General features: G+C 62.5%; 13 protein-coding genes. 12 read left to right on the top strand and 1 reads right to left on the bottom strand.

All coding sequences use genetic code 11. The features are described 5' to 3' along the window. The 12 genes from recG to ffh all read left to right on the top strand — a co-directional run bounded on the left by recG (nt 1) and on the right by ffh (nt 12847). Nucleotides 1–2178 (top strand): ATP-dependent DNA helicase RecG, encoded by a 2178-nt coding sequence (gene recG / locus ACRX4W_RS03960; RefSeq protein ID WP_432299284.1) that lies wholly within the window; start codon nt 1–3, stop codon nt 2176–2178. Further along, a complete protein-coding gene (rsmD, locus tag ACRX4W_RS03955) occupies nt 2175–2831 on the top strand; it encodes a 16S rRNA (guanine(966)-N(2))-methyltransferase RsmD (RefSeq protein ID WP_432299282.1) in 657 nt (218 codons plus the stop codon). Before recG ends, rsmD begins: the two co-directional genes overlap by 4 nt. Further along, nucleotides 2824–3321 (top strand): pantetheine-phosphate adenylyltransferase, encoded by a 498-nt coding sequence (gene coaD / locus ACRX4W_RS03950; RefSeq protein ID WP_316365925.1) that lies wholly within the window; start codon nt 2824–2826, stop codon nt 3319–3321. The genes rsmD and coaD overlap by 8 nt, the downstream gene beginning before the upstream one ends. A gap of 68 nt (nt 3322–3389) precedes the next feature. Beyond that, nucleotides 3390–3887 (top strand): ATP synthase subunit B family protein, encoded by a 498-nt coding sequence (locus ACRX4W_RS03945; protein ID WP_040358176.1) that lies wholly within the window; start codon nt 3390–3392, stop codon nt 3885–3887. Continuing rightward, nucleotides 3887–4441 (top strand): YceD family protein, encoded by a 555-nt coding sequence (locus tag ACRX4W_RS03940; RefSeq protein WP_432299280.1) that lies wholly within the window; start codon nt 3887–3889, stop codon nt 4439–4441. Before ACRX4W_RS03945 ends, ACRX4W_RS03940 begins: the two co-directional genes overlap by 1 nt. Before the next feature lie 64 nt (nt 4442–4505). Beyond that, nucleotides 4506–4685: a 50S ribosomal protein L32 gene (gene rpmF / locus ACRX4W_RS03935; protein WP_022094017.1), complete on the top strand. Its 180-nt coding sequence runs from the start codon at nt 4506–4508 to the stop codon at nt 4683–4685. An 87-nt stretch (nt 4686–4772) separates the two neighbouring features. After that, a complete protein-coding gene (gene plsX, locus ACRX4W_RS03930) occupies nt 4773–5792 on the top strand; it encodes a phosphate acyltransferase PlsX (protein WP_432299278.1) in 1020 nt (339 codons plus the stop codon). A 124-nt stretch (nt 5793–5916) separates the two neighbouring features. After that, nucleotides 5917–6159 carry an acyl carrier protein gene (locus ACRX4W_RS03925; protein WP_055309519.1) on the top strand — a complete coding sequence of 81 codons (243 nt, stop codon included), beginning with the start codon at nt 5917–5919 and terminating at the stop codon, nt 6157–6159. A 3-nt stretch (nt 6160–6162) separates the two neighbouring features. After that, complete coding sequence (gene rnc, locus ACRX4W_RS03920) at nt 6163–6888, top strand: ribonuclease III (protein WP_432299275.1); 726 nt, start codon at nt 6163–6165, stop codon at nt 6886–6888. A 10-nt stretch (nt 6889–6898) separates the two neighbouring features. Beyond that, nucleotides 6899–10435 (top strand): chromosome segregation protein SMC, encoded by a 3537-nt coding sequence (gene smc, locus ACRX4W_RS03915; protein ID WP_432299273.1) that lies wholly within the window; start codon nt 6899–6901, stop codon nt 10433–10435. Next, nucleotides 10435–11352, top strand: a complete 918-nt coding sequence (ftsY, locus tag ACRX4W_RS03910) for a signal recognition particle-docking protein FtsY (RefSeq protein ID WP_432299271.1) — start codon at nt 10435–10437, stop codon at nt 11350–11352. Before smc ends, ftsY begins: the two co-directional genes overlap by 1 nt. Nucleotides 11353–11362: 10 nt before the next feature. After that, nucleotides 11363–12847: a signal recognition particle protein gene (gene ffh, locus ACRX4W_RS03905; RefSeq protein ID WP_195234549.1), complete on the top strand. Its 1485-nt coding sequence runs from the start codon at nt 11363–11365 to the stop codon at nt 12845–12847. Between the two features lie 117 nt (nt 12848–12964). On the opposite strand, the gene ACRX4W_RS03900 is transcribed toward ffh, so the two are convergent. Further along, complete coding sequence (locus ACRX4W_RS03900) at nt 12965–13729, bottom strand: NifB/NifX family molybdenum-iron cluster-binding protein (protein WP_432299269.1); 765 nt, start codon at nt 13727–13729, stop codon at nt 12965–12967. Nucleotides 13730–13880: the final 151 nt, after the last annotated feature.

Here is a 13880-nt window from a genome sequence, read left to right as displayed (position 1 = left end):
ATGTCCGAGCTGTGCTCCGTGCCGCGCGTCTCGGAGCGCTTTGCCCAGAGCAATGCGCTCGACGAGGATATCGCGCGACTCAAATATGTTTCGGGTAAACGTGAGGAGGCCCTTCGCCGTCTGGGAATTCGGACGGTGGGGGACCTCCTTCTCCATATCCCTCATCGATACCTGGACTTTACGCGCTCCTGGTCCATCGAGATGGCGCCCATCGGTACCGTGTGCACCATCATCGCCACGGTCGACCGTATCGTCCAAAAGCAGCCGCGTCCGCGCATGCAGGTGACCGAGGTCTCACTCGTTGACGAGACGGGCGTGCTGCAGGTCGCCTTTTTCCGCCAGCCCTGGATTGCCCAGCAGCTTAAGCAGGGCGACCGCCTGGCCGTGATGGGTAAGGTCGAGTTTGCCTACGGCTTTAAGCAGATGGCCTCGCCGCACTTTGAAAAGCTCGATGACGGGCGTGCTGCGGGCACCATTTTGCCGGTCCATTATGTGAGTGACGGCGTGAGCCAGGCATGGATGCGCCGCATCGTAAGCGGCGCGCTCGAGGTCGTCGGCAATCCCTTTGATCCCATTCCGGCACGCTTACGCGTTAAACGTCGCCTGATGAGCCATGCCCGTGCGCTCCGATCGATCCACTTTCCCTCGAGCATGGCCGAGCGCGATATCGCGCGCGCACGGCTTGCCTACGAGGAGTGCCTCTACCTGCAGTTGGCGCTGCGCCTGCGCAACGACGGCGGCCTGGTCGATGTAGTGCCCTACGCCCACGCCGCGGGCGAGCACCTGGCCGCGCTCAAGCAGGCCCTGCCGTTTTCGCTGAGCGACGAGCAACAGGCCGCGTTCCAAGACATCCTGCGCGATATGTGCGATGGCGGGCGCGTGATGAACCGCCTGCTGCTGGGCGATGTCGGTACCGGCAAGACCGCTGTTGCCGCCTGCGCGCTGGCTGTGGCTGCCGATAGCGGCACGCAGGCCTGCGTTATGGCGCCCACGGGCGTGCTGGCGCGTCAATATGCCGATAAGACCGGCCCTCTGCTCTCGCAGGCTGGCATGACCTGGGCGCTCCTGACGGGCGCCACGCCGGCGGCCGAGCGCGAACGGATCCATGCCCAGCTGGAATCGGGCGAGCTCGATGTCCTCTTTGGCACCCACGCGGTGCTTTCGGATAACGTTGCGTTCAAGCATCTGTCGCTCGTGGTCATCGATGAGCAGCACCGGTTTGGCGTCGGCCAACGCAACGCCCTGCGTGCGAAGGGCCCTGGTGCCGATCTGCTCGTTATGACGGCAACGCCCATCCCGCGTACGCTGGCGCTTTCAGTCTACGGCGATCTGGACACGAGCATCATCCGCCATCGGCCCGTCCCTGGCGCTGGCGTGACGACGCGCGTTCTCACCGAGTCGAGCCGTGACCTCGCCTATGGCGCCATCCGTAAGGCGCATGAAAAGGGTCAGCAGGCCTACGTGATTTGCCCGCTCGTGGAGCCGAGCGACTCGGCCGATGAGTTGGAGGACGTGCCCGGTATCGCCCGTGACGATGAGGGCCGCGTGACGGTCCCCGTGCCGCTGCACGATACGGCGACCGAACTCGATCGCCTGCGTCTGGCGTTGCCGGGTCTTGCCATCGATCGCCTTCACGGCCGCATGCCAGCGGGGGAGAAGGACCAGGTTATCGATGCCTTCAAGCGCGGCGAGATCGACGTGCTCGTCTCGACTACGGTGGTCGAGGTGGGCGTCGACGTGCCCAACGCCACCGTCATGGTCATCGAGAACGGCGAGCGCTTTGGTTTGGCGGCCCTGCACCAGCTACGCGGCCGCGTGGGCCGCGGCAGCGTGTCGGGCACCTGCCTGGTCATGACGCACTCCAAGGGCAACGGCGGCGCTTCGGCAGCACAAGATCGCCTGCAATCGCTCGAGAAGACCTCGGATGGCTTTACGCTCGCGCAGATGGACCTGCGTCTGCGCCACGAGGGCGAAATCCTGGGGTACCGCCAGCATGGCGGAGTGACCCTGCGCTTTGTCGACCTGGATGTCGACGAGGAGCTGATCGAGTGGGCCCATTTGGACGCGGTCGAGCTCTTGCGGTATGCTTGCAACCTTGACTCCGTGGCGACGCGCCCCCTGCGCGATGCGGTCGCCATGCGATATCGACACATTTTTAAGGAGGTCAGCGGAGGATGAGAATCATCGGCGGCGAATGGCGCGGTCGTAAGATCGAGGAGCCCCGTGGTCGCGATGTCACCCGCCCCACGACCGATCGCGTGCGCGAGGCATGCGCATCTATGGTCATGTCGGCATTTGACTTCGATCTGGACGAGGTCCGCGTGCTGGACGCCTTTGGCGGCTCCGGCGCTTTGGGTATCGAGATGCTCTCACGTGGTGCCCGCTCGCTCACGACGTTCGAGATCGATCGGAATGCCGCGCGGCTCATTGCCAAGAATATCGAGTCGCTCTGCCGTGACCGTGCGCGTTGGCGCGTGATAACGGGCGACATGCTGGCGAGTGCCTCGCGCGGTCGTGTGCCGGGCGGCCCCTTTGATCTGGTCCTGCTCGACCCGCCCTATGCTTTTGGTGCCGAGCCGGTCGAGGGGCTGCTGCAGAACCTGGCTCAGCAGGGTCTGCTTGCACCTGGCGCTTATACCCTGTTTGAGCATGCCGCCGCCGATGCGGGCGCGCATCCGGCAGGCTTTGAGATCGTGCGCGAGAAGCGCTACGGCATTACCTCGGTCGACCTGCTTCGTTGGGTCGGCGATGACGATGGTGAGGAAGATTGCGCTGGCACCGATGCTCACAACAACGATGCCACGACGTTTCAGGAGGACGCCCATGAATGACACCATCAACCGCGTGATCGTCCCGGGCACCTTCGATCCCATCACGTTTGGCCATATCGACGTCATCCGCCGCGCCCGTCGCATCTTTCCCAGCGTGATCGTCGCTGTTGCCGAGTCGCAGGGTAAAAACGGTGTGGGTACCACGTTTATGCTCGATGAGCGCGTGGCACTGGCCCGCGAGGCGCTCGGTGAAATCGACGGCGTCGAGGTCCTGCCCTTTACCGGCCTCTTGGTCGACTTCGCTCGTGAGCAGGGGGCGGGGGCCGTGGTCAAGGGCCTGCGCGCCATGACCGACTTTGAGTACGAGCTGCAGCAGGCAGATCTCAACTATCGCTTGGATAACGAGCTGGAGTCCATCTTTGTCATGAGTGCGCCGCAGTACGGTTATATCTCGAGCTCGGTCGTTCGCCAGATCGCCTCACTCGGCAGCGATGTATCGACGTTTGTCCCGCCCAACGTGGTCGAAGCGCTCAGACATCGCTTTTCGTGACGTTTTTTATTGCCTGGTGGCATGTGGTAAACTAGCACGATGATATGTTACCTATGAAAGGAGACCGGATGCCGGGCGAGAATTTTCCTGGCGATAGGATCGTCAGCTTGGTCGATGAGCTCGAAGGGCTGATCGAGGAAGCCAAGCCGCCTTTCGGCAAGAACGCTCAGTTCAAGGTCATCGACGCCGACGTGTTCTTCAACATCCTCGACGAGATCCGCATGAGTTATCCCGAGGAGTGGCAGAAGTCCCGCCGTATCCTTAAGGAGCGCGAGGAGCTTATGGCTTCCGCCGCCGCTCAGGCCGATTCCATCATCGCCGACGCTCAGCAGCAGGCCCTCACCATTGCCGGTGAGCAGGAGATCGTCCGCTTGGCACAGCAGCAGGCCGATGACATCCGCGATCGTGCCCAGCAGTACGAGCGCGAGACGCGTTATGCTGCCGAGGACTACGCAGAGCAGGTCTTTACGCACTTGGAGGAGAACCTTAAGAGCCTGACCGGCACCGTTACCCGTTGCCGTCAGCAGCTCAACGAGGGTGCCGCCCAGCAGAATGGTCAGTGGTAATGGCTGAGTTCCCGAGCGTTACCGTCGATCTTTCCGAGCAGCTCGAGTTTCCTGGAGATTCGTATCCGCTGACCGGTAAGGTCGATGTCGCCACCTACACGGTGGGCGAGAAGGAGTACCAGCTACAGGACGGCATCGACTACGACGTTGTCTTTACCAATGCCGGTACCGGTGTTTTGCTTACCGGCATGGTCCGCGCGCACGCCGCCGGCGAGTGCGACCGTTGCCTGGAGTCCGCCTCGTTTGATATCGCCGGCGAGATCGAGGAGTTCTACCTCTTTGAGGAACCCGAGGATCCCGAGGCCTACGAGGATGGCTACGAGCTCCTGGGTGAGGACCGCATCGTGGATCTGGGTGAGCCCATCAACGACGCGGTCGTCATGGACACGCCGTTTGTGGTGCTCTGCAAGCCCGATTGCCGCGGTCTGTGTCCCACTTGCGGTTGCAATCTCAACGTCGAGCAATGCGATTGCGCCGCCCAGGCAGAGGCAGAATGGGCCGCTGCCACGGAAAATCCATTTGCAGCATTGAAGAATCTCAAGCTCGATGAGTAAAACTGTGGTAGTATCGCTACTTGCGCGTAATCGCCACACTGGATAGTTCATAAGGAAGGTCACTATGCCCGTACCTAAACAAAAGCAGGGTCGTATCCGCACTCACACCCGTCGTTCCGCCAACATGAAGATCTCGGCTGCGGCTCAGTCCACGTGCCCCCGTTGCGGCGCTGTCAAGCTTCCGCACCACGTGTGCCCCAGCTGCGGTTTCTACAAGGACCGCGAGGTTATCGTTACCGAGTAACGGTATACTCTGGATGCGATGCCGTTCCAAATGGAACCACAATGGCCGGCTCAATGAGTCGGCCATTTTTGTATAAGGAGCATGTATATGAGTAACGTTCGCGTTTGTGTAGACGTTGTGGGCGGAGACGAGAAACCTCAGGTTGTTCTCGATGGTATCGAGGCTGCGCTTGCAGTCGATCCCGATATCGAGGTCTTGGCAGCTGGCCCCGCTGAAATCGTCAATCCCTTTGCTGCTTCCCATGCACGTGTTGAGGCCCTTGAGGCACCCGACGTTATCGCCATGGATGACGATCCCATTCGCGCCGTGATGACCAAGCGTAAATCGTCGATCGTGCTTGCCTGCCGCGCCATCAAGAAGGGAAATGCGGACGCGTTCTTCTCCGCCGGCTCGACCGGTGCCATGACTGCTGCCGCCACCGCCTATGTGACGCCGTTTAGGTATCAGGCCGAAGGCAAGAAGCAGCCGGTGCGTCCCTGTCTGACCAATGCGCTGCCCAATCGCGCCGGCGGTCTGACGGTGCTGTGCGATATGGGCGCCAACCCCGATGTCGAGGTCGATGACATGGTGCGTTTTGCCCAGATGGGTAGCGCCTATGCCCGCGTCGTCCTGGGCATCGAGCATCCCCGCGTGGGCCTGCTCGCCAATGGCACCGAGGACGAGAAGGGTTCCAACTTTACCAAGGCCTGTTTCCCTGCTATGAAGGCCGCCGTTCCCGGCTTTGTGGGCAACTGCGAAGGCACCGACCTCACCTCGGGCAATTTCGATGTCGTCGTTGCCGATGGCATGTCGGGCAATATTGCGCTCAAGGCCACCGAGGGCGCTGCCAAGTTTTTGCTGCAGGAGCTCAAGGGTGCCTTTATGGCCTCGCTCGGCACCAAGATCGCCGCGCTACTCATTAAAAAGCAGATGCGCGAGATTAAGGCCAAGCTCTCTGGCGATGCCAAGGGCGGCGCCATCCTGCTGGGCCTGCGCGGTGTGGTCTTGATCGGCCATGGCGCTACCTCGGTCGAGGCTGTTAAAAACGGTACGCTCGCGGCGGCCGAAGCCGTGCGCGTCGGGCTGGTCGAGAATGTCGCCAACTCTATGGACGGTATCGTTTTATAAGAGCGAGTTAGAGCGCTGTTATGTGCCTCGCGGCGCACGTCGTGGGGTAGAATCAAAACCGTGTCTTGGTGCCGCCCGCGCGGTGCCAATCTTTTGGTATTCATGCACTATGAGAGGAAGCGCTATGGACCGCTCCGAAATCTTCGACAAGATCGCCGAGGTCGCTGCTGACGTTCTGGGCGTCGATGTTGCCGAAATTAGCGATGAGACCACCTTTGACGACCTCGATGCCAACTCGCTCGAGCGCCTGCAGCTGGTTACGGCTATCGAGGACGAGTTCAATCTCGAGATCGATGATGAGACCTTGCTCTCGCTCAACTCTGTCGCCGACGCCGTCGACGCGATCGAAAACGCCAGGGAGGCTTAGGTCTTGGCTTTATCCGAACGACTTACGCGCGCCCAGGAGATTCTGGGCCACGAGTTCAATGACAAGGTGCTGCTGCGCGCGGCCCTTACGCATCCTTCGGCCGTCGAAGGCCAGCCAGTCTCGGCAAGCTACGAGCGTCTTGAGTTCTTGGGTGATTCCATTTTGGGCGCCGTCGTCGCCCGTTCGCTCTTTGAGTCCTATCCGGAGTTTGACGAGGGCAAGCTCACGCGCCTGAAGGTGTCGCTTGTCTCGGGCGCTACGCTGTCCGAGGTGTCGCATGAGCTGGGCATCGACGACATCATTATCTTTGGTGCCTCCGAGACCGGTACCGGTGCGCGCGGCCTGCACTCGGCGCTCGAGAACGTCTACGAGTCGCTCGTGGGCGCGCTGTACCTGGATGCCGGCTGGGATGTTGCGGCAGACTTTATCCATCGTACGCTCAAGCCGCACCTGGCCTCCGAGCGTGCCGAGCACCCCGCGAACCCCAAGTCGTTCTTGCAGGAGTGCGTGCAGGCAGACGGCCACGAGCCTCCCGCGTATAAGCTGGTCGGCTCCGAGGGCCCCGCGCATGCGCCCACCTTTACCGCTGTGGTGCTCATCGACGGTATTCGCCAGGGCCGCGGCACCGGTTCCTCCAAGAAGGAGGCCGAGGGAGCCGCTGCGCTCGAGGCACTTGACCGCATGGGCTACACCACCAACGGCGTGATTCTCAACAAGAAGCCTGTTTAAGCGAGGAGCCGTGTATCTCAAGTCCCTCACGCTCAAAGGGTTCAAGTCGTTTGCCGACCGCGCCCATATGTCATTTGAGCCGGGCCTGACCGTCATCGTCGGTCCCAACGGCTCGGGAAAATCGAACATCTCCGACTCGATTCTGTGGGTCCTGGGCGAGCAGAGCGCCAAGCAGCTGCGCGGCCAGGCCATGGAGGACGTCATCTTCTCGGGTTCGTCGGCTCGCAAGCCGGTGGGTGTCGCCGAGGTCACGCTGGTGCTCGATAACTCGGACCATGTGCTACCCGTCGATTTTGACGAGGTCGCCATCACTCGGCGCATGTATCGCTCGGGCGAAAGCGAGTACCTCATCAACTCGAGTCCGTGCCGCCTGATGGACATTCAGGACATCCTGCACGATTCTGGCCTGGGTAAGGATACGCATTCCATCATCAGCCAGGGCAAGCTCGATGCCATTTTGCAGAGCCGCCCTGAGGAGCGCCGTGCCCTCATCGAGGAGGCCGCCGGCATCTCCAAGCACAAGCGCCGCAAGGAGCGTGCGCTCAAAAAGATTAAGTCGATGGACGAGCACCTGACGCGTGCCCGCGACATCAATAAGGAAATTGCCCGTCAGCTGCGACCGCTGGAGCGTCAGGTCGATCGTGCGCGCAAGTACAAAGAGCTGTCCTCGCGCGCGAACGAGCTTACGCAGATGCTAGCCGTCGACGAGCTGCGTTCGCTGCAGTCGCAGTGGAACGACCTGGGGAGTCGCTCCAAGGAGGGTGCTGCCGAGCTTGAGCTTGCGCAGTACCGCTTGGGCGAAAAGGAGCGCGAGCTCGAGAAGCTCCAGGTCATGCTTGAGGAAAAGGGCCTGTTTGTGGGCGACCTGGGCGAGCAGCGCCGTCATATGCAAGATGTGGTCGGTCGCATTAACTCCGACATGCGCCTGCTTGAGGAAAAGGGCCACAACATGGTGTCGCGCCTGTCTGACATGCGCGGGCAGATTTCGAGCTCCGAGCATCAGCGTCGTCGCGTGGTCGAGGAGCTCGAGGACGCGCGTGCGCAGCTTGAGGAAGTGACCGGTGCGCATATGCAGGCCCAGGAGGACGTTGACGCCGCCGGACCTGCCGCCGCTGAGCTCCACGAGCGACGCGTGGCTCTCGACAATCAGATTTCGCAGCTTACGCGTGAGCAACGCGATGTGCAGCGTGGGGCCGATAACGCGGCGCTCGAACTCGCCAAGGTGAAGGACTCGCTGAGTAACGCCGAGGTTGAGGACAACATGTACGCCTCGCGCTTGGAGCAGATCGATGAACAGCTCGAGGAGGTCACGGCCTCGCTCGAGAGCCGTCGCGAGCGCGCCGAGGAGCTTGAGGGTGCTCTTGAGGAAGCGCGCCAGGCTCAGGTCGATGCGCGTGAAGCCACCGAGACGGCACGCGCGGCCCTGAAGGACCTGCGTGCCCGCGAGAGCGAGGCACGCAACAAGTTATCCGAGGTGCGCTCGGAGCTTGCCAGCCAAAAGAAGCTCGATGCCCGCATGGCTGACAGCTCGCCGCTGGTGAGCCGTCTGATGGGTGCGCTGGGCGATGATGTCTCGGGTCGTCTGGGTGACGTGCTCGAGGCTCCTCGTGAGCTCGAGGGCCTGGTCGAGCAGCTGCTTGCCGGCGATATCGATGCTCTTTTGTTTGATGACGCCGCCACGCTTGAGCGTGCCGGTCGCGCGGCTCTGGACCAAAAGAAGGCCTCGGGTGAGGCGCTGCTGGTCGCGCGCGGTGTAAGCGCCTCTGCTGCCGCTAAGGGCGCTGCCGGTTCCCGCCTGGTCGATCGTCTGTCCGTGCGCGCAGGCTACGGTCCCGTCGTTGAGGCACTGCTCGGCGGTTATTACGTCGTGGACGATCTTGCTGCCGCGCTGTCGGCGCCGGTCGTTGACGGCGTGACTTACGTGACCCCCGATGGCGCCCGCGTCGCCTGCGGCGGCCTGGTGCGTGTGGGGCTCGACGCGGGCGAGGCTTCGGGTGCCTTGGAGCGCAAGCGTCGCATTCGCGAGCTGGAGGGCCTGGAACCCGATCTGGCTGCCATCTTTGAGCATGCTTCGGACCAAGTCGTTGAGGCCAACGCCGCCGTCGAGGAGGCACGTGCCGCCGAGGGCGATGCCGCCGGTGAGATCGCCCGTCTTGAGGGCGAGCGCCGCTCGCTGCTCTCCGAGATCGGCCGCCTGGAGCAAAGCGCCAACAATGCCGAGGTCGAGCGCGTGCGTATCTCCAAGCGCCGTGAGCAGGCTGCCGAGGCCGTTCGCGCCGCGCGTCCGCGTGTGGACGAGCTCACCCGTTCGCGCGACGAGGCGCGTGCACAGGCAAGCGACCTGGGCCTTCAGATTGCCGAGGCCAACGACGAACTCGACCGCGTTCGCCGTGACGATTCCGAGGCTGCTGGCAAGCTCGCCGACGCCAAGGTTCGCCTGGCCCAGACGAGCGAGCGCCTGCGTTCGCTGAAGGGCCGCGTGCCCGACCTGGAGCATCGTCTTGAGGGTATCGACCGTCGTATCCGCGGAACACGTCAGGCTTCGCGTTCGCTCGAGCTGCTGCGCCTGCGCGTCGATCCCATGCACGAGCGCTATTCGGCCCTGCTGGAGCGCGCGTCAGATTGGGCCGCACGTCTGCGTGACCAGGCCTCTCTGGAGGAGGCGGACTCCGCTTCGCTCAAGAAGACCATCGAGGATGCCAAGGCAGAGGTTGCCCGCGCTAAGGAGCGGGTCGATACCGCCACCGCCACGCAAAACGAGTTCAAGGTCGCACGCGGCAAGCTTGAGGTGCAGGTAGAGGCCGCCATTAAGGCCATTACCGCCGATGGCACCACGGTACTCGAGGAAGCGCTCATGCTTCCGGCGCCCACCGACCGCGATGCCGCCGAGCGCGAGCTCAACCAGCTTGTGCGCCAGATCAACAACCTGGGCCCTGTGAACCAAGTTGCCATGGAGGAGTACGAGCAGCTCAAGCGTCGCGCCGATTACATCGAGGAGCAGCTGGCCGATCTGGAGAGCGCGCGCAAGGCGCTCACCAAGATCACCGTGGCCATCGACCGCAAGATGCGTAAGGCCTTCCTGGTGACCTTTGAGAAGGTCGATGCGAACTTCCGCGAGATCTTCGCCATGCTGTTCCCGGGTGGTCAGGCGCATCTGGAGATGACCGACCCCGAGTATCCGGCCGAGACAGGCATCGAGGTCGTGGCGCAGCCGCGCGGCAAGCGCATCACCAAGATGATGCTCATGTCGGGCGGCGAGAAGAGTCTGACGGCGCTCGCCTTGCTCTTTGCCGTGTATCGCACGCGCACGGTGCCGTTCTATGTGCTGGACGAGGTCGAAGCGGCGCTTGATGACGCCAACCTGTCCAAGCTCATCGGCGCCCTCGATGTGCTGCGTTCCGATACGCAGCTCTTGGTCATTTCGCATCAGCGCCGTACTATGGAGGACGCTGATGTTCTCTATGGCGTCTCGATGCAAGCCGACGGCGTCAGCCGCGTCGTCTCGCAAAAACTCGATCGCGAAACCGGAAAGGTCGTGAATGCATAATGGGATTCTTTGACGCTCTCTCGCGCGGACTTGAGCGCAGCCGCGAGGCCCTCAACGAGGTCTTCTACTTTGGCGGCGAGGTCGACGAGGACTTTTGGGAGGACCTTGAGGACACCCTCGTTATGGGTGACATGGGTGCCGAGGTCGCCATTCAGGTCTCCGATGACCTGCGCGAGACGGCCGCCAAGAAGAACCTCAAGACCGCCCCGCAGCTCCGTCGCGCCCTAGCCGAGCAGCTTGAGCAGCACTTTGTGCCCATCGAGCGCGATCCATTCGCCGACACGCCGAGCTGCGTGCTGTTTGTAGGCATTAACGGTGCCGGCAAGACCACGACGGTCGGTAAGATCGCGAGCGCCATGGCTGCCCGCGGCAAGAATGTCGTGATCGGTTCGGCCGATACCTTCCGCGCTGCCGCCATCGAGCAGCTCGATGTGTGGGGCCAGCGTGCCGGCGTCCCCGTCATCAAGCGCGATCGCGGCTCCGATCCGGCAAGCGTTTGCTACGACGTGCTCGACGAGGCCGATAAACGCGGCAGCGACCTGGTGCTTATCGACACCGCCGGCCGCCTGCACACGAGCCCCGAGCTCATGCGCGAGCTCGCCAAGGTGGTCAACGTGACGCGTAAGCGCGCCGCCAATATGGCCGCCGGCCCCATGCCCGTCTCGGTCGTGCTCGTGATCGATGCCGCCACCGGCCAGAACGGTCTGAACCAGGCGCTCGAGTTTAACGAGGCACTGGGTCTGGACGGTATTATCATGACGAAGCTCGACGGCACGGCAAAGGGCGGTATCGCCATGGCCGTGGCCGAGAAGCTCAAGCTCCCGATCCTGCGCGTGGGCGTGGGCGAGCAGGTCGATGACCTGCAGGAGTTCAATGCCAAAGATTTCTGCCGCGCCCTGGTGGGCGAGTCCAATTAAGGAGTGACTAGTGTTTGATTCCCTGAGCGATCGCCTCAACGACACATTTGACCGCCTGCGCGGCAAGGGCAAGCTGACCGAGGCCGATATCACCTCGGCCATGCGCGACATCCGCATGGCGCTGCTCGAGGCCGACGTCAACTTTAAGGTCGTCAAGGAGTTTGTCGCCAAGACCAAGGAGCGCTGCATGACCGCCGAGGTCATGGAGTCGCTGTCGCCGGCACAAAATGTCGTCAAGATCGTGCTCGACGAGCTCACCGAGATGCTCGGCTCCACCGAGAGCAAGCTCGTCTTTAGCAACCGTATCCCCAACGTCATCATGCTTGTTGGTCTGCAGGGCTCCGGTAAGACCACGGCGGCCGTAAAGCTTGCTTACCTGCTCAAGAAGCAGGGCCGCTCGCCGCTGCTCGCCGCGTGTGACGTCTACCGTCCCGCCGCTGCCGACCAGCTGGCCACGCTTGGCGGAGAGATCGGCGTTCCGGTCTTCCGCGGCGACGGTGCACACCCGGTCGACATCGCCAAGGGCGCCATTCAGGAGGCCGTCGACCACCTGCGCGACGTGGTCATCGTCGATACCGCCGGTCGTTTGCAGATCGACGAACAGATGATGCAGGAAGCCGTGGACATTAAGAAGGCCGTCAAGCCCGATCAGGTGCTGATGGTCGTCGATGCCATGACCGGCCAGGATATCGTCAACGTCGTCTCGACCTTTGCCGAGCGAACCGACTTTGACGGCGTGATCATCTCCAAGCTCGACGGCGATGCCCGTGGCGGCGGCGCGCTTTCCGTGCGCCAGGTGACCGGTAAGCCCATCAAGTTCGTGAGCATGGGCGAGAAACCCGATTCGCTGGAGCCGTTCTATCCCGATCGTATGGCCAAGCGCATTCTGGGCATGGGCGATGTTGTCGGCATCATCGAGAAGGCCCAGGAGGCCGCCGATGCCGAGCAGCTCGAGGCTGCCGAGCGCATGCTGCGCGAGGGCTTCACCATGAACGACATGCTCGACCAGATGAAGGCCGTCAAGAAGATGGGCGGTATGAAGGGCATCCTGGGCATGCTTCCCGGTGGCCAGCGTGCGCTCAACCAGATGGGCGGCAATCTGGACGAGGGCATCTTCGATAAGAACGAAGCCATCATCATGTCGATGACCAAGGAGGAGCGCCTGCGCCCCTCCATCATCAACGGTCAGCGCCGTGCCCGCATTGCCAAGGGTGCTGGTGTGACCCCCACTGAGGTCAACAGCCTTATGAAGCAGTGGGGCGAGATGAACAAGATGATGGGCCGCATGCGCACGATGGCCAATCAGGCACAGGCTGGTGGCAAGAAGGGCAAAAAGGGTAAGAAGGGCAAGAAGATGCGCATGCCCAATATTCCCGGTCTGGATGCCATGGGTCTGGGCGGCATGGGCGGCCTGGGTGGCTTGGGAACGGGCGGTCCCAAGTCCGATATGGACCTGCTGCGTCAGATGGAAGCGCAGATGCGCAATAAAAAGTAATGGCTCTTTTGAGTTGTGTATGACGAAGGCCGCCTGGATCGTATTCCAGGCGGCCTTCGCCGTTCGTTTGCAGGTCGTTGTACGCGTGGGAGCGTGCTGGCGGCAGGGTATTTGCCGCTAGTGGCAGCCGCAACCCTCGTGGCCCTTGTGCTCGTGATGGCCGTGGCAGCCGCAGGACTCGCCATGCTCATGGGCGTGCTCGTGGTCGTGACCATGGCAGTCGCAGGTGGCCTCGCCGGTCTGCGCGAGCGTGCCCGCGATAAGGGCCTCGACGCAGGCGTCGCAGCTGCCCTGGGCGCCCGCGTAGACCGTGATGCCGGCCTGGGTGAGCGCGTTGATGGCGCCGCCGCCGATACCGCCGCAGATGAGCGTGTCGACGCCGCCGTTGGCAAGCAGGCCCGCCAATGCGCCGTGACCGGTGCCGCCGGTGCCCACGACCTGTTCGTTGAGCACCTTGCCATCCTGGATGTCGTAGATCTTGAACTGCTCACTACGGCCAAAGTGCATAAAGATGTTGCCGTTGTCGTACGTCGTTGCCACCCTCATGGCGCCGACCTCCTTTGCTGGCCATGCGGCCGTCGTTGCGGTGATGGGGGAGTATGCGATAGTGCCGCCCTCGATGACGAGCGCCCGCCCGTTGACCAGCGCGTTTGCCACCTTGCGATGTGCGCGGCTGCAGATGGCCGCCACGGTGGCGCGGGCGATGCCCATTTGCTGGGCGACAGCCTCCTGATTGAGGCCTTCCAGGTCGCACAGACGCAGGACTTCGAGCTCATCGACCGTCATGTCGATCGCGTCTCCGCTGGCCAGGCCATCGGGGGTAAAGCCACGATATTCGGGGATGATCCCAACGCGGCGCAATTTTTCGCGTCTTCCTGCCATACACACTCCAAACCTGGCATATGTCAACAATAGAATAGCGCGCATGAGGAACCACGCAAGGTATTTCTGGCATATGTCAGAAAATGAGGGCTTATGTTTGGGCTGTGGGGCCGCGTGCGCCTGGGCTACAATAAAAATCGCTTATAGGCGA

The organism is Collinsella aerofaciens (genome assembly GCF_964283865.1).
Lineage (GTDB): Bacteria > Actinomycetota > Coriobacteriia > Coriobacteriales > Coriobacteriaceae > Collinsella.
Note: the sequence above shows the minus strand (reverse complement) of the source record. Positions and strands in the feature narration are given on the sequence as shown.

What these genes read in the sequence shown, in the direction of transcription:
- ACRX4W_RS03945 (WP_040358176.1), top strand. Translation starts at nt 3,390, where the DNA reads ATGCCGGGCGAGAATTTTCCTGGCGATAGGATCGTCAGCTTGGTCGAT.
- ACRX4W_RS03940 (WP_432299280.1), top strand. Translation starts at nt 3,887, where the DNA reads ATGGCTGAGTTCCCGAGCGTTACCGTCGATCTTTCCGAGCAGCTCGAG.
- coaD (WP_316365925.1), top strand. Translation starts at nt 2,824, where the DNA reads ATGAATGACACCATCAACCGCGTGATCGTCCCGGGCACCTTCGATCCC.
- plsX (WP_432299278.1), top strand. Translation starts at nt 4,773, where the DNA reads ATGAGTAACGTTCGCGTTTGTGTAGACGTTGTGGGCGGAGACGAGAAA.
- recG (WP_432299284.1), top strand. Translation starts at nt 1, where the DNA reads ATGTCCGAGCTGTGCTCCGTGCCGCGCGTCTCGGAGCGCTTTGCCCAG.
- rsmD (WP_432299282.1), top strand. Translation starts at nt 2,175, where the DNA reads ATGAGAATCATCGGCGGCGAATGGCGCGGTCGTAAGATCGAGGAGCCC.
- ACRX4W_RS03900 (WP_432299269.1), bottom strand. Translation starts at nt 13,729, where the DNA reads ATGGCAGGAAGACGCGAAAAATTGCGCCGCGTTGGGATCATCCCCGAA.
- rpmF (WP_022094017.1), top strand. Translation starts at nt 4,506, where the DNA reads ATGCCCGTACCTAAACAAAAGCAGGGTCGTATCCGCACTCACACCCGT.
- ACRX4W_RS03925 (WP_055309519.1), top strand. Translation starts at nt 5,917, where the DNA reads ATGGACCGCTCCGAAATCTTCGACAAGATCGCCGAGGTCGCTGCTGAC.
- ftsY (WP_432299271.1), top strand. Translation starts at nt 10,435, where the DNA reads ATGGGATTCTTTGACGCTCTCTCGCGCGGACTTGAGCGCAGCCGCGAG.